Source organism: Leuconostoc sp. XM4, assembly GCF_055698815.1.
The window spans coordinates 115,299-134,449 of the sequence record NZ_CP134507.1 but is presented as its reverse complement, the minus strand read 5'-3'; the positions used below and the strand labels follow the sequence as shown (position 1 = coordinate 134,449).

General features: G+C 39.2%; 17 protein-coding genes and 1 riboswitch. Of the genes, 3 read left to right on the top strand and 14 right to left on the bottom strand.

Annotated features, from left to right (window positions below; translation table 11 throughout):
* Nucleotides 1–25 precede the first annotated feature (25 nt).
* The 4 genes from RHP64_RS00725 to RHP64_RS00710 form a co-directional block, all read right to left on the bottom strand.
* A complete protein-coding gene (locus RHP64_RS00725; protein ID WP_025267679.1) occupies nt 26–964 on the bottom strand; it encodes a DUF1810 family protein in 939 nt (312 codons plus the stop codon).
* A gap of 11 nt (nt 965–975) precedes the next feature.
* On the bottom strand, nt 976–1,968 hold the full coding sequence (locus tag RHP64_RS00720) for a nucleoid-associated protein (protein ID WP_025267678.1): 993 nt from the start codon (nt 1,966–1,968) through the stop codon (nt 976–978).
* 107 nt (nt 1,969–2,075) lie between these two features.
* A complete protein-coding gene (locus RHP64_RS00715; protein ID WP_011679111.1) occupies nt 2,076–4,226 on the bottom strand; it encodes an AAA family ATPase in 2,151 nt (716 codons plus the stop codon).
* Nucleotides 4,227–4,282: 56 nt separating this feature from the next.
* Nucleotides 4,283–4,507 carry a hypothetical protein gene (locus RHP64_RS00710; protein ID WP_011679110.1) on the bottom strand — a complete coding sequence of 75 codons (225 nt, stop codon included), beginning with the start codon at nt 4,505–4,507 and terminating at the stop codon, nt 4,283–4,285.
* Between the two features lie 273 nt (nt 4,508–4,780).
* On the opposite strand from RHP64_RS00710, the gene RHP64_RS00705 reads away from it, so the two are divergent.
* Together RHP64_RS00705 and rlmD are read left to right on the top strand one after the other, a co-directional pair.
* Nucleotides 4,781–5,944, top strand: coding sequence for an AbrB/MazE/SpoVT family DNA-binding domain-containing protein (locus tag RHP64_RS00705; RefSeq protein WP_011679109.1), 1,164 nt, complete (start codon nt 4,781–4,783; stop codon nt 5,942–5,944).
* Between the two features lie 71 nt (nt 5,945–6,015).
* Nucleotides 6,016–7,506 carry a 23S rRNA (uracil(1939)-C(5))-methyltransferase RlmD gene (gene rlmD, locus RHP64_RS00700; RefSeq protein WP_025267677.1) on the top strand — a complete coding sequence of 497 codons (1,491 nt, stop codon included), beginning with the start codon at nt 6,016–6,018 and terminating at the stop codon, nt 7,504–7,506.
* A gap of 32 nt (nt 7,507–7,538) precedes the next feature.
* Here rlmD and adhE read toward each other — a convergent pair whose 3' ends face one another.
* On the bottom strand, nt 7,539–10,241 hold the full coding sequence (gene adhE / locus RHP64_RS00695) for a bifunctional acetaldehyde-CoA/alcohol dehydrogenase (protein WP_014324188.1): 2,703 nt from the start codon (nt 10,239–10,241) through the stop codon (nt 7,539–7,541).
* Between the two features lie 226 nt (nt 10,242–10,467).
* The gene (locus RHP64_RS00690; RefSeq protein WP_010290041.1) at nt 10,468–11,244 is read right to left on the bottom strand and encodes a (S)-acetoin forming diacetyl reductase; all 777 of its coding nucleotides are present in this window, start codon (nt 11,242–11,244) and stop codon (nt 10,468–10,470) included.
* Nucleotides 11,245–11,370: 126 nt separating this feature from the next.
* Between RHP64_RS00690 and RHP64_RS00685 the strand changes: the two genes are divergently transcribed.
* A complete protein-coding gene (locus RHP64_RS00685; protein ID WP_011679106.1) occupies nt 11,371–12,054 on the top strand; it encodes a DUF6198 family protein in 684 nt (227 codons plus the stop codon).
* A 16-nt stretch (nt 12,055–12,070) separates the two neighbouring features.
* Here RHP64_RS00685 and thiD read toward each other — a convergent pair whose 3' ends face one another.
* The 8 genes from thiD to RHP64_RS00645 form a co-directional block, all read right to left on the bottom strand.
* Nucleotides 12,071–12,898 carry a bifunctional hydroxymethylpyrimidine kinase/phosphomethylpyrimidine kinase gene (thiD, locus tag RHP64_RS00680; protein WP_061514754.1) on the bottom strand — a complete coding sequence of 276 codons (828 nt, stop codon included), beginning with the start codon at nt 12,896–12,898 and terminating at the stop codon, nt 12,071–12,073.
* A gap of 38 nt (nt 12,899–12,936) precedes the next feature.
* Nucleotides 12,937–13,494 (bottom strand): folate family ECF transporter S component, encoded by a 558-nt coding sequence (locus tag RHP64_RS00675; RefSeq protein WP_011679104.1) that lies wholly within the window; start codon nt 13,492–13,494, stop codon nt 12,937–12,939.
* A 36-nt stretch (nt 13,495–13,530) separates the two neighbouring features.
* A riboswitch (THF riboswitch) is annotated at nt 13,531–13,664 on the bottom strand.
* A gap of 117 nt (nt 13,665–13,781) precedes the next feature.
* Nucleotides 13,782–14,324 (bottom strand): hypothetical protein, encoded by a 543-nt coding sequence (locus RHP64_RS00670; protein WP_014324186.1) that lies wholly within the window; start codon nt 14,322–14,324, stop codon nt 13,782–13,784.
* Between the two features lie 89 nt (nt 14,325–14,413).
* Nucleotides 14,414–15,925, bottom strand: a complete 1,512-nt coding sequence (locus RHP64_RS00665; protein WP_011679102.1) for a peptide chain release factor 3 — start codon at nt 15,923–15,925, stop codon at nt 14,414–14,416.
* Nucleotides 15,926–16,043: 118 nt separating this feature from the next.
* Nucleotides 16,044–16,826, bottom strand: a complete 783-nt coding sequence (locus RHP64_RS00660) for an amino acid ABC transporter ATP-binding protein (RefSeq protein ID WP_011679101.1) — start codon at nt 16,824–16,826, stop codon at nt 16,044–16,046.
* A gap of 10 nt (nt 16,827–16,836) precedes the next feature.
* Nucleotides 16,837–17,547 carry an amino acid ABC transporter permease gene (locus RHP64_RS00655; protein ID WP_011679100.1) on the bottom strand — a complete coding sequence of 237 codons (711 nt, stop codon included), beginning with the start codon at nt 17,545–17,547 and terminating at the stop codon, nt 16,837–16,839.
* On the bottom strand, nt 17,544–18,266 hold the full coding sequence (locus RHP64_RS00650) for an amino acid ABC transporter permease (RefSeq protein ID WP_011679099.1): 723 nt from the start codon (nt 18,264–18,266) through the stop codon (nt 17,544–17,546). Before RHP64_RS00650 ends, RHP64_RS00655 begins: the two co-directional genes overlap by 4 nt.
* Nucleotides 18,267–18,289: 23 nt before the next feature.
* Nucleotides 18,290–19,150, bottom strand: a complete 861-nt coding sequence (locus RHP64_RS00645; protein ID WP_011679098.1) for a transporter substrate-binding domain-containing protein — start codon at nt 19,148–19,150, stop codon at nt 18,290–18,292.
* Between the last annotated feature and the right edge of the window lies 1 nt (nt 19,151).

Sequence of the window (19,151 nt, the reverse complement as noted above, 5' to 3'; positions counted from 1 at the left end):
AAAAAAGACGACTTAGTCGCCTTTTTTATTTGTTTAATAAGTCTAGTGTTGGTTGATGTAAGTCACCATTGAAATATTTCACTAAAACTTGCTGATACAAATCAGGTGTTTCTGCAACTTGTGCAAACAACGTCACACTGGCACGAAACTTTTCAGCGTCTACTTGTCCAAATATGGCAACTGGATCTGATGATTCAATAGTCAATACAATTTTTAAAATTTTCTCCAAGCGAGTACGTAATTCATCATCTGCTAGATACTCACGAGCCTCTTTGGCATTTTTGATACCATAATACGTCGCACGTTCACTTGTTCCTAGCCCACGAAGTTGTGGTAATACAAACCACATCCAATGTGTTCTTTTTTGACCGGCAGTCAATTCATTAATTGCATCCTCATACGTATTCACATCAGCAATGCAACCATCCTGCGCATCCAAAAAACGCTGCAGTTCACTATTGATGGTTAACAATTGTATTTGTTTCGTTTCTTGGAATTGACGATATGCCTGATACACTGCTCGACCGGAAAAGGTTAAATGAACATGATCAATTGTTTGCGGTGTCATCCATTTTTTTCCGTCAATCTCTGTATCGTCTATCTTATCTAACTCTTCTGACCATTTTGTCAGCAAAAGCACATTTGTATAGAGCTTAACCCGGTCACCATTAGGATATTGCGTACGATAGTTTTCTCCTGAAACAGAACCAATCAATTGCAAATCTTTTGCATTCGCACGAATGCCAGACTCTTCCAAAGCTTCTCGTGCTGCATTTTCTTGCCATGACATTTCTGGCTCAATATAACCACCTGGAAAGGCCCAACCATCAAAATCACGGTTATAAATCATCAAAAGTTCACCTTTTGAATTGGCAATTACCACATCTATCGTAGGCATCACGAGCTCAAAGTCGTGCCCAATTTTTTCGCGTATTTTAGCAACATAAGAATCTTGATAAGGCATTATTTTCTCCTCTACACATTGAACTTATTTAATATTGATGCGATATCTTTAATCATTAAGGTGATTGTCCCATCAGCATTGTTGACAAATTCAACTTTACTCAAATCCTGGTAAACATGAACAGGAATAGAAATTTCAATTCCAGAATCGAGTTTAAATTTTTGTGTTCGATACTTTTTCTCATACTTCTCGGAATTAACAACCGAAACTTCCGTTGGCAATGATTTCTCAGTCAGCTTTTCTTGATATTCTTGTTTAGCCGTGATGTTATCACCAAACACCTTTTCTGCAATAACATCCGTGCTAATACTACCCGTCTCTGCTAAACTATTGTAAATCACTTCCTGCGTTGCAGCCAGTACCTCATGTTCTGGCTCATCATATTTTTCAGCAATATTTTTAATTGTACGCTTAATGACTTGGATATTTTCTTTTGCTGAAACTTCAGGTTTTATTTCCAAAAAATTTTCTGAAAAATAAGGAACACGATGCCCGTCAATCAATTGTTTCTTTTCCAACAATTGATAGCTGCCATCATCGACATTTACCAAAATAGCTTCATCAACTGTTTGCGTTGCAGCCGGTAAAATTGACTGATTAAGCACCAAGTTATTCACCATCTGGTCATCTTCGTACTCTACTGCGTGAGCATAACGAGCGCCAAAATTGAGTTTGATTAATCCAAAGATTGGCCCTTCATCAATTGTAGCCTGAAAACTTAACAAATCACCAGCTGGAATAGACTCACTAGCAGCAATCGTATCAAATAATTTAGTGGCCATTTGTGTCGTTACTTCCGGAAAATCCGATTGTTTAATCATCTTGTCCAGATAACTATCTGGTAATAAATTTCCTGTCTTGATGTCACCTTTATAGATTTTATTAACCAGCTTTTCAATATATTCATGAACGCCAACATTGTCGACGTTCATTTCTCCTTGCGATGCAATGAGACTACCTGTATTCGTATCCAGTATATGGAGAATTGCATGTTGAATAATCATGTAGACGTCCTTTAGTTTAATGAATTCATTATACCATGCTGAATAAATTGTTCATTGAAAGCAAAATAAAAACCACGTTTTGTACACGAACGTGGTTTTTTCAAACATTAGTTAGTAACCGCAGTCTTCTCAACAACAGCCGAGATGACAACTTTGCCATCAACCAAGTCTGCGCTTAAGGATTTTTCACCTGGATTATCCAAATAGAAGTCCGTTACTTGGTCACGAATTTGTTGCTCAATTACTCGACGCAATGGTCGTGCACCTAAGGCTTCATCATAACCATCTTCAATCAAGTGATCCTTAACTTCGTCAGACACATGTAATGTCAAGTCTTTCTTAGCCAATGTCTTATTGACATCATCTAACATCAAATCAACAATTTGCTTCAAATCATCCTTAGTCAACGTACTAAATTCGATCACACCGTTAAAACGGTTCAAGAACTCTGGACGGAAGTATGGCGCCAACTTAGCCATCAAATCCTGATCTGCATCACTCGAATTGTGTCCAAATCCAGCGTTAGATGTTGCAATAATGACCGTGTTCTTGAAGTTAACGACGTTTCCCTGACCGTCTGTTAAGCGACCATCGTCCATCACTTGTAATAACAACGTTAGTACTTGTGGATTGGCCTTTTCAATTTCATCAAGGAGAATAATTGAATAAGGATTACGGCGAACTTTTTCAGTTAGTGTGTTGCTGTTGTCATCATAGCCAACATACCCAGCGGTCGTACCAATTAACTTAGATACCGCTGTCAAATCCGAATACTCACTCATATCCAAACGAACAATGTTATCTTTGCTACCAAACATGTCCAAAGCTAGTTGCTTTGCTAACTCCGTCTTACCAACACCAGTTGGACCGACGAACAAGAACGAACCAATTGGTCGGTTTCCTTCATCAAATCCCGCGCGGTTACGACGAATGGCTTTAGCGACCATACTTACGGCTTCATCTTGACCAATAACTTTACCAGCCAAACGATCACCAATTGTCTTCAAACGTTCGATATCTGACGCACCCATCTGTGCCACAGGAATACCAGTCAAACGTTCTACTGATTCGGCCACATCATTAGGCGTTGCCTCAACCTTTTTAGCTTCGTCAGCGCTACCAACTTTCTTTTCCAAATCAGCAATCTGGTTCTTGTACTTTAGAGCGGCCTCATAGTCTTCATCAGCAACAGCCTTTTCTTGCTTTGCTTTAGCATCGCTCATCTGCTTCTCTAAACTTACCTTATCTGTTACTGGGTTCTTAGCTGACAGGTGAGCCGCTGTCATGTCAAGCAAATCTATCGCCTTATCTGGTAATGAACGTTGTGGAATATACTGTACTGCATAGTCAACTGCTGCCTTTAATACGTTTTCAGGCAATGAAACATGGTGATGCTTTTCATACAACTTCGCAATCCCCTTCAAGATTTCAAGCGTATCCTTAGGTGATGGTGCATTCACAGTCACTTCATTAAAACGCCGAGCTAGTGCAGCGTTCTTCATAATCGTGTTACGATATTCATCTTGCGTTGTCGCACCAATTAATGAAATTTCACCACGACTCAAAGCTGGCTTGATAATATCAGCTAGTCCTTTACCGCCATCTTCGCCACCGGTTGAACCAGCTCCCAAGATTTGATGAATCTCATCAAAGAACAAGATAACGTTGCCTGCTTGTTTAACTTCTTTCAAAAGGTTCTGGATATTTTCCTCAAAAGCACCACGGAATTGAGTACCAGCTTCAAGGCTAGAGATATCGATACTGTAAATCTCCTTGTCCTTAATTGCTGCTGGGACATCCCCATTAACAATCGCTTGTGCCAAACCTTCAACCACTGCTGTCTTACCAACACCAGCATCGCCAACTAGCACTGGGTTGTTCTTTGTACGGCGTCCTAAAATTTCAGCCGTTTCTTGAATCTCTTTGTTACGTCCAATGACTGGATCAAGCAAACCGTCGCGAGCCTCTTTCGTCAAGTTACGTCCAAGCTTTGCCAGCATTCCTTCCTGCTTTACTTGTCCAGGTTGCCCAGCTTGTTGTGCTACTGGCTGACCGTTTGTAGCATTGGCTGCTTGAAGACCTTGTGGTAGTTTCCCAGTCTGTCGATATTGAACAAACTCTTCCGGCGTAACCTCGCGACCGTTAATCAAATAACGACGGTTCTCAGAGTTCATGCCGTTCATATTGCCCATCATGTTATTAAAAATGTCATTCATGTCTGATCCAAATGGATCATTGAAAAAATCATTGTTAGCCATAGTCTAAAATCTCCTTTTAGTTTTCTATGTGCTTGTGCTTACCCCAAGCACGTTTATCATTCATCAAAATAAAGTTTTTCTAATTCCCTCAGCACTTCCCACATTTGTTTATGTTGCACCTTAGCCAGAGCATCTAAATCACGCATGTTTAGGCTCGTGGCATCTGATTGTGTTTTGTTAAACGACTTGTGTATCGTTGTGTATCCATAACCAGATTCCTTTGCTACGCGGTAAATTGTTAGTGAATTATCATCTAAGTAAGCCTTTATATCAAATCTCATTGCTAATCGCCATCCTATTCAGTCTGACCTCGTACGCGATTGTGTACAAAGTCGTTAATAAAGTTTCTGCGTTTAATCATTTATCCACATCTCCTTTAACTCGAGAGGTCTCTGAGGCACATCTGCTACTTTTTCTGTTCCTCTCTACATCTATATTATACCACATATTTGTTATAACACAAATGTGATATATAAATACAAAATATTAAAAAATACATGTTCTTTCAATCTTCTTTTATGAACATGCTAAACTAGAACATATTGGAGAGAATTATGTCAAAGACACCATATCAACTTACGTTACCTGATGAAATTGTTAGCGAGCTACATTTAAAACACAATCAACCACTAAATCTCACGCTTAGAAACGGACAATTGATCATACAGCAGACAAATAATCCTAATGAACGTCAAACATTGTCGTTGCGACATTTTTTGATTCCTTCTATGGTGATGGCAATCATTTTCACAATTTATGCCGTGGAGGAAAAAATGTTTCGTATCCCTTTGGGTGGCGACAACTCTATCGCTAGTGCCGTCATTATGTTAAGTGAGATCAGCGGCATTTTCATGTTCCTTTTAATATACTTTCAGCAACAACGACAACAAATTGATAAGCTGCGTCGTAAAACCAGTTGGCGCGTCTTACCAGCTTTAACCGTAGCTTTTGCTATTATCTTAGCTTTTGTGACATCAGGATTCTTTTGGGCAATTAATTACTTATTTCAAACCGCATCGTTTGATTTATTCACGTCAATTGCGCTATTTACCATGTTTAACGGAATCATTAACTTTTTAATGATTTATTCAGCGTTATCAATCTCTACCTTATTCATTACTTCAATTTTTGTAATGACTATCATTGGCGGTGTACTAACAGCGATGGTTACAAATAGCTCGCGTATGTGGTGGCAATATAACCTAAGTTTTTTAGGAACTGATAATGCGCTGGACTCTTGGCAGTTTAACGCAACTTTGATTCTAGCTGGGTTAATCTGGTTGGCGTTAGTAGACTATCTATTCGTTCCTTTACAAAAAATTCTGCGTCACAACCGACGGCTCATTACGTTGCGCATATTGCTAAATTTATCGGCTTTGTCATTAGCTGGTGTCGGTCTGTTTCCAAACAACGCTGGACGTCTTCATATTTTGCATGACCAAATGGCCAATTTTTTAATCTACTTTATTTTAATTATGATGTTGGGCAACCGCTGGCTACTACCAAATGCACCGCGTGAATTCGAAGCAACATCCTATATCATCTGTGCAATCCTAGTAACCAGTATGATTTTATTTCAATGGGTAGGTTATCTGTCTCTAACAACCTTCGAGATTGTTGCCTTTGTGTTGGCTTTAAGTTGGATACTACTACTATTTCAAAACATTTATCGACTCTATTATCACACTTATCAAACATTCGTAGTCCCCATCTCCTGACTTTTCATGCTATCATGTTATGATGGTTACATAATAATGAACCTTGGGCATTGCAATGCAGAAAGATGAATATGACAGAACAAAACAAGCGGCCTTATCAAAAAAGTCGCAACAATAACGGTAAAAAACCATATTATGGTAAAAACTTTGACCCCCGTAAGTCTGGCGCACCAAGAGGCAACACGAGTGAAGGTGTCAACGTACGTGTTGGCCAAAACTTCCCGTTAACAATCAAGCGCCTCGGTATTAACGGTGAAGGAATTGGCTACTTTAAACGTAAGATTGTATTTGTACCTGGCGCTTTACCTGATGAAGTGGCTGTTGTAAAGGTTACTGAAGTAGAACCAAAATATATCGCCGCTAAAGTCTTGAAAATACGTGAGAAATCTCCGGATAGAGTGAAACCGCTTGATGAATTCGCAGATAGTGTTGGTGGATTTGAATTGGAGCATATGAATTATCCAGCACAATTACGCTTCAAAAAAGATGTACTCGTTCAATCGCTTGAAAAATTCCAACCGAAGGGCTGGTCTAATTATGACATACGTGACACAATCGGCATGGATCATCCGTATGAATACCGTAACAAAGCCCAATTCCCTGTTCGAAAAATTGGCGATAAACTGAGTGTCGGTATGTATAAACGTGGTAGCCATGATTTGGTTGATTTACCGGTTGTACATACACAAACCCCAGCCACGATGAAAGTCATGCGTACCGTTCGTGAGTTACTCGATAAATTATCTGTCTCAATCTACAATGAAGATAAAAATCGAGGTACGGTAAAAACTATTGTTGCTCGTGTATCTCAGACAACCAGCGAAGTTCAACTAACATTTATCACAAACACAGATGGATTCCCAGGAGATACCGCACTGATTGAAGCAATCAATCAGGCCCTACCAGAAGTTACTGGTATTTTTCAAAATTATAATCCTGGTCGTACTAGCCTCGTTTGGGGCGAAGAGACACTTAAGCTTTGGGGTAAGGACTACATCGAAGAAAAGGTTCTCGGGAAAACATTCCAATTATCACCACGTGCTTTCATGCAGTTAAATCATACGCAAATGTCCGTAGTTTATAACCAAGCCTTGGCAGCACTTGATTTGACGCACGCTGATAAACTAGTCGATGCATATGCTGGTGTAGGTACAATTGGTCTGTCCTTAGCTGACAAGGCTGGCGAAGTTCGTGGTATGGAAATTATCCCCGAAGCAGTTGATGATGCTAATCAAAATGCTACTTTAAATCATATTAATAATGCTCACTATGAAGTGGGTACGGCTGAAAAACTGTTTCCTAAATGGCAATCAGAAGGATGGATAGCTGATGCATTAGTTGTTGATCCACCACGCACAGGTTTAGACACTGCACTGCGTCGAGAAATTTTGCGCACACAACCTGAAAAGTTTGTGTACATTTCATGTAACGCCTCAACTTTGGCTCGTGATTTGGTTGATTTATCAAAAGCCTACCAAGTTGATTACATTCAAAGTATTGACATGTTCCCTCAAACTGCCCGTTGGGAGGGCGTTGTTAAATTAACAAAACGTCAAAAATAAAAAGACCTTACTTAATTGTAAGGTCTCTTTTTTTAAAACTGATCTTTCAACAATTGACGAATTTCTGCCAAGCTTGGTTGGCGAGGGTTTCCCGGCGTGCATTGGTCATTGTAAACTAAGTCAATCATCTTTTCTAACTTTGTATCAAAGTCATGCTTTGAAACACCGTTGCCAGATAGTGTTTGATTGACACCCACTGATGCAGCCAACTTCTTGATTTCTGCAATCAATACATCGACCAATTCAGCATCTGTTTCACCTTTCAAACCTAAGTAACGTGCAATATCAGCATAATCTTTTTGTGCTGTATAGGTTTCGTATCGTGGGTATGGTGTGCGCTTTACATTTCCTGTTACCGCATTAAACTTAATCACATGTGGCATTGCAATAGCGATTGCCATACCGTGAGGTAGTCCGAATTCTCCACCAGTTTTGTGTGCTAGTGAGTGGTTAAGTCCCAAGAAGGCATTCGCAAATGACATACCAGCCAATGTTGACGCATAGTGCATCTTTGTGCGTGCATTCTGACCTTCCTTAGTTGGGTGTTTAGGATCATAATTGTATGAATTTGTTAAGTTATCAAAAATCAACTTAATAGCTTGTAATGCCCAAGGACGTGTGAATTCAGAAGCCATCACTGAGACATACGATTCCAAAGCATGTGACAAAGCATCTAATCCTGACCAAGATACCGTGTGTTGTGGTACGGTCATAACAAATTCTGGATCAACAATAGCAACTTCCGGTGTCAATTCATAATCGGCTAGTGGATACTTTACATGTGTTTCATCATCTGTAATAACGGCAAATGGTGTGACTTCTGATCCAGTACCTGAAGTTGTTGGAATCGCAACCATTTGTGTCAAACGTGCGTGGTAAAACTTAACGATTCGCTTACGAATATCCATAAACTTTTGTTGTAGTTCTAAGAATAGATCTTTAATCGCCTCGTCATCTTCTAAAATTCCTTCATGGCGTGTCGAGTATTCGTACAAGAACCGACCAATTTTACCAGCGTCAAGTGCCGAACCACCGCCAAGTAAAATAACTGTATCTGGTTTGAAGTCTGCCATTTGGCGAGCAATTTCAACAGCTTGTGACAAAGTTGGGTCAGGCTTAACTGAACCATAGATATTTGTTTCAACCTGTTCTTGACGTAACTCAAGTTGACCTAGTACTCTGCCAACAAATCCGAACTGAACCATACCAGGATCAGCGACAATAAATGCACGGTTTATAGTAGGCAAGTCTTGTAAGTAAGTAATGGCATTGGCTTCGTAGTAAACTTCCTTAGGTAAACGAACCCATTGAGGACGATTACGGCGGCGAGCCACGGTCTTAATATTAAGTAAGTCGTATGTTGATAAGTTATGAGACAATGAATTCTTCCCCCATGATCCGGTACCAAGTGTCAACGATGGACGCATAGCATCTGTATAAATATCCCCAACGCCACCGATTGAGTCAGGTTGGTTAACCAAAATACGTGATGCACCAATAGCGTCAGCATACTCTTTAATGAATGGATCATCTTGTGAACCAATTTGAATTGCTGCGTTGTGCCCTGCGCCTTGATAGTTTAACAAGGATTGAACAGTCTCAATAGCTTCTTCACGCTTCTCAACTTTATAAATTGAAAGTAATGGCGATAACTTTTCAGAAGATAACGCTTCACCTATGTTCTTCTGATCTAATTCGAACAAAAGTACATCTTTACCATCAGGAATCTTTACGCCTGCTTGCTCAGCAATCCAACGTCCTGACATACCAGCAACAGGACCAGCAATACCAAATCCCTCTGCATTAGGCTTAAAGACATAATCAGCAATTTTCTTGTAGTCTTTCTTAGGAACAAGGTATGCACCTTGTTCTTGTAACTTAGTTAAAATTTCGTCATAGATTGGTGCTTGAATAACGGCTGAGTTTTCTGTGGCACAAATCATGCCATTATCGAAACGCTTTGATAACAACAAATCGGACACGGCACGATCTGTGTCAACAGTTGCATCAATATAAACTGCACCGTTTCCAGCACCGACACCCATGGATGGATTTCCTGACTTCAAAGCTGCATTAACCATTGATGGCCCACCAGTAGCTAGAATTGAAGCAATGTGAGGATTTTGTATCAGCGCACTTGTTGCATAAAGTGAAGGCTTTTCAATCCATTGGATAAAGTTTTCCGGTGCGCCTGCTTTAACAGCAGCATCATAAACAATTTTTGCAGCAAGAACCGATGCTTTTTGAGCCTGGGGATGGAAAGCAAAGATAATTGTGTTACGTGTCTTTGCTGTCAACATTGATTTGAAAATAGTTGTCGACGTTGGATTTGTCGTTGGGACGATTCCAGCCAAAATACCAAGTGGGGCTGCTAATTCTACCTTACCTTGAATCTTGTCTTCACTAATAACACCCACAGTCTTATCAAACTTAATAGCGTTATAAACTGATTCTGAGGCGAAACGATTTTTCGTATCCTTATCTTCCACAACCCCACGTCCAGTCTCGTCGTGAGCAGCATGGGCTAACAGAAGTGAATTCTCAGAACCTGCCAAGGCCATAGCTGCAACAATTTTATCAACTTGTTCTTGCGAAAATGTTGAAAATTCAGACAATGCCTTTTGTGATTTTTCAATCAATACCTCAGTCATCTTCTCAGCTTGTGTTTGTAATTCCGCTTTTTCTTCAGGGGTCAAAACCTTTTTTGCGGGTTTCTTTGCAATTGCTTCTGCCATAATCTTTGCTCCTTTACTTGCTCATTTATTAACAATATAAGTATATATCATTCTTTTTTAAAAAGCAACCTTTTTTGAATATGTTTCTTAAACCCTTATTTAAAAGCTTTTGTTAGCGCTAACATAATAATATATATATTGTACAATAAATCACATATTTAGATTAGTGCACAAAAAAACACCTCAATTAAAGAAATTGAGATGCCTTTAAAGTTATATATTGAATTTAACTAAATACCATACCCCCATCAACAATTAATGTTTGGCCTGTCACATAGTTTGAATCTGAGCTAGACAAGAAGGAAACCACATTTGCTATATCTTCCGGTTCACTTAGTCGTCCTAAGGTAATTCCTTCTGAAAATTGTGCCATTCCCCATTCGTCGTCTTTACCAGCGTTCACGCTTACTTCATGAGCAATATCTTCCATCATCGGTGTTTTCACAATTCCAGGCGCAAATGCATTTACTGTAATACCAAATTCTGCTAACTCTTTAGCTGTTGTTTGTGTAATACCGCGAATGGCAAATTTTGTTGATCCATAGGCAGTCAAATTAGCATTTCCTTGCACACCAGCTTGCGATGTTGCATTAATGATTTTGCCACCATGACCAAATTCCTTGAAGGCTTCTGTCGCAGCTTGTGTTCCCCAGACAATACCATTAACATTAATGCCCCATGTCCAGTTCATATCATCTTCCGTTACTGACATGATTGGTGTCGTAGGCGCAACACCCGCATTGTTAACAATCACATCAAAACCATTGAACTTTTCTTTCGTTTCTTTGACGGCTGCAAAAACTTCATCACGTTTAGCCACATCAGCCTTAATAGCAATGGCTTCACCACCATTTTCATTAATTTCATCAGCTACTTTTTGTACTTTTTCAATATGACGTCCAACTAAGGCAACCTTAAACCCATCTTTTGACAATCGTTCTGCGATTGCCTGTCCAATTCCTTGACCAGCTCCAGTTACCAAAGCGACTTTATTTTCTGACATTGTTTTTTTCCTCACAATTTTCTAATGCATATATTCTATACCTTAATTGTGATTTTGTAAACTATCTTTAAGCACCTTTCTTAATGCTATAATAAGAAGATAATCAACTAAGGAAAAAATTACACAATGTACTATATAGATGGTCAATTTTATCAACTGGGATATAAACAAAAAATTAGTTTCTTTTTTATCTCTTTAATCATTAACTCATTTGGTAATGGATTAAGTGTGGCTAGCGCCATGGGTTCGGCCCCATGGACTGCAAGCGCCGCTAACTTATCTAACACCACTGGCTGGCAAATTAGTATCTTTTTAGCTATTACAGCTGTTTCTGTGGCATTCTTAAATATGTGGTTAGCCATGCGTATCAATTGGTTACGATTACTCGGCAATATTTTCTTCGGTATGGCGTTTAGTATTTTAGTTGGCGTATTCGCCAATTACTTTGTCTCGCTGGGCATTCGTCAACTTAGTTGGTGGTGGCGTATTCCTCTTGACTTGTTTGGTATTTGGACAATTGGCGTGGCTATTTCCATATACCAGCGTGTTAATTGGATTCTTCACCCCTTAGATGACCTGACGAATATCTTACGCTTTGATTATTTCCGTGGCAATGCTAGTAAAGCTCAAATGAGTAATTTCGCTGTTGCAATTGGTATTTCGATTATTTGTCTCATCATTAGCCATCAAATCGTGGCGCTCGGTATTGGCACTGTCATGTCCTTCCTTTTACAGGGACGTAATATCGCTTGGGCGGATCGTCATATTTTCAAACGACTTGTTCATGGTGATATCACCGGTGCATCATAATAAAAAAGAAGACAAACTATTTGTCTTCTTTTTTATTATAGTCTTGAGCTGCCCAGTGATTAATTGGTCCAAACTTATGTCCAACAGCAATTTCATGTTCAATCGCTGTTGCCGTCACATCGTGGGCAATGCGAATAGCTGTTGCAACGTCTTTCCCCTTAGCAATTTCAGCAGCAATAGCAGCGCTTAAAGTGTCCCCAGTACCATTGATGTGTGTAGTATCAAAATACGGGTGCCTTAACCAAAAATCAGAGCCATCCGCGAGAAGAACATAGTCAGCAACCTCATTTTGTTTATCTTGATTATGCCATCCTTTGACAATAACATTTTGAACGCCCAGAGATTGAATATCTTTTGCAGCAGCTGTCTGTTGCTGTTCATTATCAATAGTACGTCCAGTTAGCAATTGTGCCTCAAAAAAGTTCGGTGTTGCAACTGTTGCCAGTGGTAGAAGTTTTTCTTTTAGTGCCTCAAAGGCCGCTGCCTCTAACAATTGAGCACCATGTTTTGTTGTTATTACCGGATCAACTACTAAAGGACCAAAGTCAAACTGTTTATAAGCTTTTACCACTGCTTCAATTAAGCTAGCATCTGATAACATGCCTGTCTTACTAGCGCGAACTTTAAAATCGTCAGCAAGAACCTCAAACTGTTTGTCAACAAAGTGTAGCGGTAATGTTTCCGCAGCATGAATACCGTATGAGTTACCAGCCACAGCAGCAACTAACACACTCATACCGTATGTTTTTCTAATGAAAAATGTATGCAAGTCTGCCTGCATCCCTGCTGATCCATCTGAATCAGAACCTGCTATTGTTAAAACTTGTGGAAATTCATTTACCATATTAAAACCTCTGCTTTCAAAAAAACAGCCGAAGCTGTTTAACTAAAAATCTTTTTTGTGGTGTGACTAATAACCTGATTATTTAAAAGAAAATACGAAATACCCACTTGAATGGGAAACATAATTAAATTCTTAATGACACGTGGTGTAATAAAGGCTAAAAATGAAGGCCAATCGTGTGCTGTATGATACATCATAACCAACCAAATGGAATTTAAACCAATATTAGCAATTAATAATACCAACCCCACAGCAACACTTACTCGCCACCAGCTTGTTTTGTCATGCTTGAAATAAGCCAGTGAATAAATTAACGCACTAATCATTGCTGTAAAAGTGAATCCCACAAAGAATGCACCAGGATTAATAATTGTTGCGCCGATAACGTCTAATATTGCCGCAATTAACATAGACCACAATGGACCATACCATTTAGCAATCAGAGACATCGTTACGAATGCAAAGCTTACTTGAAGTACATTAGTGCCGACTGTCAGCCTGCTCAGCACCATGTGAAGTGCCATCAACATCGCCAATAAAACGAATTGGCGCGTATCTAGTTTTGGGAAAACCCACGTTCGTGTTGTATTTTCCATGCTATAGAACCTCCGAGTGGAGTGTTCACCTTATATAGTGGTGAATGTGACTGATGCACCGCACAAACATTCATTGCTAACACGAAAAAAATGCTAGCAATGAATGTTTGTTTCGTCAGCGGCTCACATTCCGTCTCCGCTGCACTTAACGCGCACCAATCTACCCCGATTTTATTTGTCTTATCGACCCAGACATTGTACCATAAAAAAAAACGAACGTTAACGATAATGCTTACAAAACGTTCGCTAAATTAGCTAAATATACTATTCATCAATCCATATATTCACTATTCTGGTAATATTATCTGGGTTGATGGCCCTTTTTGTTCGGATTGTTCAGGTTGCTCTTGTACTAAAAAGCTTGGGTAAAGTGTCAAAGCTTTTTCTTCAAATCCAACAACAGAAGATCCAAGAACACGTGTAACTAATTCTAACAATCTTTCTTCGAAAAGATCCTTATCAATTTCCTCAATTTCAGGTTTCAGAGACTGTTGATACATATTCATATGTAAGTTGGGAACCAATGCATATTCACGGCCAATTAGGCCAGCCCATTCCTCAAACAATTCATTAGGAATTTCTTCCTCTTCAGCATGCGCTAGGGGCATAAAGTTAACGCTAAATGTGTTAACCGACTCTCCTTCCTCATCAAACTGTTCCTGTGTGATTTCACCATTCGTTAATTCTTTAGCGTATTCAAAGTCAAAAGCTCGCCGTTCGTCAAAAATATGAATAAAACCAGCAGTTGCTTGTGTAGCATCATCTGAATCAACAACACGCAAAATACGATCGCGTTGGCCATTAAAAAGTTGTTGTGTATAATATGACATGATTTTCTCCAATATTCTTGTTACTATATTCTAACATATTACGATATTAAAAAAGAACGTCCACAGACGTTCCAATATGCTTGGTGTTTTTACATTTTTTCTTCTAATTCAACATCAGGGTATTTATCGTGGAACCAATTCAAGGCGAATTTATTCTCGAATAAGAATACTGGTTCATCATACCGATCTTTTACTAGTAAATTACGTGATGAACTCATTTTCTCGTCTAATTGTTCTGGCTTTATCCAGCGAGCAACTTTGGAACCAATGGGTTCAAATTGAATTTCAACATTATATTCGTTTTCCATACGGAACTGGAACACTTCAAACTGCAATTGTCCAACAGCGCCAATAATGTAGTCGCCGCCGTTCCATGATTTATAAAGTTGAATTGTTCCTTCTTGAACGAGTTGTTCAATCCCTTTATGATATGACTTTTGCTTCATCACATCCTTGGCAACCACACGGTTAAACAATTCAGGTGTAAATGTTGGCAAATCAGGGAACTGTACAGCTTTCTTTCCAGAGTAGATTGTATCACCTATTTGGAAATTCCCCGTATCATAGACACCAATAATATCACCAGGAACTGCTGTCTGGACATTTTCACGTTCTTCAGCCATAAATTGTGTCACGTTCGAGAGCTTTAATTTCTTGCCATTCCGTTGTAATAACACATCCATACCGCGATTAAACTCCCCACTCACGATCCGCACAAATGCAATACGGTCTCGATGTCTGGGATCCATGTTGGCCTGTATCTTAAATACAAAACCACTGAACTGGGCGTCTTCTGGATTAATTTTTTTGTCATCAACTGTCGTCATCGCTGCTGGGGCTGGTGCATACGTCAAATATTCACGCAAGAATTCTGTTACACCAAAATTAACCAACGCTGAGCCAAAGAATACTTGTGTTAATTGCCCATGAGCGATTTTATCCTCATCAAATGGATTACCCGCATCACGTAACAATTCAATTTCATCCATCGCCTCATCGACGATCTCGGAATGAATTGTAGCATTCTTAAAGGGCACAAGTTGGTCAGCCTGCAAATCATAAATGCCTTGCAGAACCTGGCCGGAGCCGACTGGCCAATTCATTGGGTAAGCTTGAATTCCTAATACAGTTTCAAGCTCGTCAACCAAATCAAGTGCTGGGCGAGCGTCACGATCAATTTTGTTAAAGAACGTAAAGACTGGTATTCCACGCTGTGAGACAATTTCAAATAACTTTTTAGTCTGTGGCTCAATACCCTTGGCGGCATCGACTACCATGACTACTGAATCCACAGCCATCAAAGTACGATAGGTATCTTCTGAAAAGTCCTCGTGCCCCGGTGTATCCAAAATATTGATTCGTTTACCTTCATAGTCAAACTGCAATACAGATGACGTTACTGAAATACCACGTTGCTGCTCAATCGCCATCCAATCAGATGAAGCTAATTTGTTCGACCCACGGCCTTTAACTGTTCCGGCTTCACGAATCACTCCACCATGCAACAATAATTGCTCAGTTAAGGTTGTTTTACCAGCATCGGGATGGGAGATGATCGCAAAAGTACGTCGGTTCTTTAGTTGTTCTTGAAAGTTTTCCATAGTATCTAGTTTACCTGAAAAACAAGCCAATCGCTAGTAACCAATTAAATATTTTTATCCGTTTCACGTGAAACATTTTCCGCTAGATGCTGCTGCAAGTCTAAAGAGCGCGTTTAACTTATTTTTGATTAGCCTTTTCATACTCAAAACTGTTGTCAGCAACATTGGCAGCGCTAATACGACTTAAAAATTCTTTCAAACGTGGCGACTTAGGATTATCAAAAAATTCAACGGGTTCATTTTCCTCTACAACTAAACCTTTATCCATAAAAACAACTTTATCAGCCACATCACGAGCAAAAGCCATCTCATGAGTGACGACAATCATCGTTTTCCCTTCATCAGCTAGTTGTTTAATCACCTGCAAAACATCTGCTACTAACTCGGGATCTAACGCGCTCGTCGGCTCATCCAATAAAATAATCTCCGGATTTAAAGCTGCTGCTCTAGCAATTCCTACGCGCTGCGCTTGTCCACCAGACAATTGACTTGGATAATGATTGGCAAATTCCAACAAACCTACTTTTTGTAAGGCTTCCTGCGCTTTTTTTCGAGCTATTTCTTTTGGCTCCTTATGCCCAATAATCAACCCTTCTTCGACATTTTGTATGGCCGTCTTATTAGCAAACAAATTGAAATTTTGAAAAACGAAGCCCATCTTTTGTCGCAACTTTTTAATATCAACAGGCGTTGCCGATTCAATACTTATTTTTTGATCATCAAATTCTATAACACCAGAATCTCCCGGTGTTAGAAAAGCTAACCCTCTTAAAAACGTAGTCTTACCAGATCCTGATGGTCCAAGTAATGCTACTACATCCCCTTGGTTAACTTCAATATCAATTCCTTTCAATACTTCATGTTCATGATACTTTTTTCTGAAATTTCTGACTTTTAACATGTTATTCTCCCTATACAACTGTTCCGCGTAGCTTATGTCGACCTAAGTAACGTTCCAGATATTTAAAAATGATTTGCAGTATCGTTCCTAAAATAAAGTAAATTATAAAAATATCAATATAAGCTTCCGTGTAATCATAAGTATATGAGGCTGCTGTTTTAGCAACCGCCGTTACTTCTTGAACCGTCATCATGAACGCAAGCGAAGTGCCTTTTAAAATGTTTAACGTTAAATTACCAATGTTAGGCACAGCCGAAACCAATGCTTGTGGAATAATAATACGATAATAAGCTTGTATTGGCGTCAACCCAACCATTAAAGCTGCCTCTTTTTGTCCAGGATCAATCGTCAAAATTGCTGATCGAAATACTTCCGATAAATTTGCAACTGCAATTAAAGCAAAAACAATAATGGCATAAATAATGGGATTAGTATCGAACACCTTGACATTCCAGTGTAGTTTTTGGTTAACTAAGACATTCAACAAGCTTGGTAATGTACTATAAAACAGTAAAATCAGTAATACCATCGGCGTGGCCCGCATGAGAGATGTGTATGCGACAACGAGCGGATAAAGTATACGAATTTTTCTAATTTTAATCCATGCCAATAAAAAGCCAAGCGGCAAACCAATGAGCAATGACGCACCGGTAATTAATAATGTTATTGGCACAGCTTTTATAGCCGACCAGAAAGTTTGAATTAAAAATGGTACATTCATGCGACAACCTCCGCAGGATTTGATGCAATTGCACGGCTTTTACCAAGATATCTTTCTAAATACTTCGCGCCTTGCTCAATGATTACAAATAAAATCCAATAAATAATGGCCAACGCTAAATATGTCTCAAGTGAGTGGTGTCCAAAATTCCTAGAAATCAGATTATCACCTGCACCCATCATATCTAGTAGTCCAATGACATATGCCAAAGCTGCATCTTTAATTAATGCGGCGACAGTATTTGCGAAATTGGGTAAGGCGACTACGATTGTTTGTGGTAGGGTTATACGATAAAATGTCTGCCATTCTGATAAGCCCACCATCAATGCCGCTTCACGTTGCCCAGTGTTCACAGATAAATAGGCAGATTTAAACACTTCTGCTAAATTTGACGCAAACAGTAAGGATAACGCGATAATGACGAAAATCGATTTTTGCCAATCATTGATATTAATATTCAAGGATAGCAATAATAATTTAGGTAACCCATAAAAAACTAAAAACAACAAAACGATGGGTGGCGTAGAGCGCAGTACAAAAACATAACCTTGTGACAAGGTTCTCCATATTGGTGATCGACTAAGTTGCCCACTAGCCACCAATGCCCCTAATAAGGAACTAAAAATTATCGATGTAACAATGATGAGTAGCGTTACTGGAAAATAAGGCAGTACCTCACCAAAAACCGATAGGAAAAATTTGAAACTAAATGGTGGCATCTTAACTCCTTAATTCTGAAACTTTATTTATCACCGACAAAGTCCCAAACATTTTCTTTGAAATATTTTTGTGACAACTTTTCCAGCGTTCCGTTCTTCTGTAGCTTCTTGATAGCTTGGTCATATTCTTTTGAGAAATTTGAGTTGTCTTTATTGGCACGACTGATAATCGGATAAGTCTTAATGCCCTTGTAGGGTGTGTAGGCCAATTTGTCGGCTGAACTATGGTAAGCGCCACTGCTCTTAACAACTGAATTTTGGTAATTTACCTTCACATCAAAGTAAGCATCATATCGGCCTTCCAATACCCAGTTATATGCATCACCAACAGTAAATTGATCAGCTGATTTTAATGTGATTTTTTCGTTAGGGTGTTTTTTGTTCCACTCCTGTACTACTGCGTATTGACCATTCTGTGGTGAAATTGGTACCAACTTACCTGACTTCTTTGCAAACTCGGCAAATGACTTATAGTTATCATCTTTTCGATAAGTGATTCCTATGATAGACGCACCAACCGCTTGCTTGGGTAAGATGTACTTTTTGGCACGTTCTTTTGTCCACCAAGCACCCTTCACCCCAACATCATATTTTCCTGAATCCAAGCCAACTAATAAATCTTCATCTGATGTTGGATGATACTTAAACTTATAATCGGGCAATAGCTTATCAACAGCTTTCAAAACATCAACTTCATATCCTTTTGATACACCGTTTTTCACATAATCATATGGCACATAGTTTTGTGTATGTGCCACATTAATTGTTCTTACTTTTTTGGCTGCTGCCTTGTTGCTGTCTGCATTAAGATGACGTATAGTCAAACCACCACCAATAATGACAACGGCTACCGCAGCAGTAATAATCCCTTTTTTATTTACCATT

Bases quoted from the DNA above. Each gene is read 5' to 3' on its own strand.
- RHP64_RS00725 (WP_025267679.1), bottom strand. From the start codon at position 964: ATGCCTTATCAAGATTCTTATGTTGCTAAAATACGCGAAAAAATTGGG.
- RHP64_RS00720 (WP_025267678.1), bottom strand. From the start codon at position 1,968: ATGATTATTCAACATGCAATTCTCCATATACTGGATACGAATACAGGT.
- RHP64_RS00715 (WP_011679111.1), bottom strand. From the start codon at position 4,226: ATGGCTAACAATGATTTTTTCAATGATCCATTTGGATCAGACATGAAT.
- RHP64_RS00710 (WP_011679110.1), bottom strand. From the start codon at position 4,507: ATGAGATTTGATATAAAGGCTTACTTAGATGATAATTCACTAACAATT.
- RHP64_RS00705 (WP_011679109.1), top strand. From the start codon at position 4,781: ATGTCAAAGACACCATATCAACTTACGTTACCTGATGAAATTGTTAGC.
- rlmD (WP_025267677.1), top strand. From the start codon at position 6,016: ATGACAGAACAAAACAAGCGGCCTTATCAAAAAAGTCGCAACAATAAC.
- adhE (WP_014324188.1), bottom strand. From the start codon at position 10,241: ATGGCAGAAGCAATTGCAAAGAAACCCGCAAAAAAGGTTTTGACCCCT.
- RHP64_RS00690 (WP_010290041.1), bottom strand. From the start codon at position 11,244: ATGTCAGAAAATAAAGTCGCTTTGGTAACTGGAGCTGGTCAAGGAATT.
- RHP64_RS00685 (WP_011679106.1), top strand. From the start codon at position 11,371: ATGTACTATATAGATGGTCAATTTTATCAACTGGGATATAAACAAAAA.
- thiD (WP_061514754.1), bottom strand. From the start codon at position 12,898: ATGGTAAATGAATTTCCACAAGTTTTAACAATAGCAGGTTCTGATTCA.
- RHP64_RS00675 (WP_011679104.1), bottom strand. From the start codon at position 13,494: ATGGAAAATACAACACGAACGTGGGTTTTCCCAAAACTAGATACGCGC.
- RHP64_RS00670 (WP_014324186.1), bottom strand. From the start codon at position 14,324: ATGTCATATTATACACAACAACTTTTTAATGGCCAACGCGATCGTATT.
- RHP64_RS00665 (WP_011679102.1), bottom strand. From the start codon at position 15,925: ATGGAAAACTTTCAAGAACAACTAAAGAACCGACGTACTTTTGCGATC.
- RHP64_RS00660 (WP_011679101.1), bottom strand. From the start codon at position 16,826: ATGTTAAAAGTCAGAAATTTCAGAAAAAAGTATCATGAACATGAAGTA.
- RHP64_RS00655 (WP_011679100.1), bottom strand. From the start codon at position 17,547: ATGAATGTACCATTTTTAATTCAAACTTTCTGGTCGGCTATAAAAGCT.
- RHP64_RS00650 (WP_011679099.1), bottom strand. From the start codon at position 18,266: ATGCCACCATTTAGTTTCAAATTTTTCCTATCGGTTTTTGGTGAGGTA.
- RHP64_RS00645 (WP_011679098.1), bottom strand. From the start codon at position 19,150: ATGGTAAATAAAAAAGGGATTATTACTGCTGCGGTAGCCGTTGTCATT.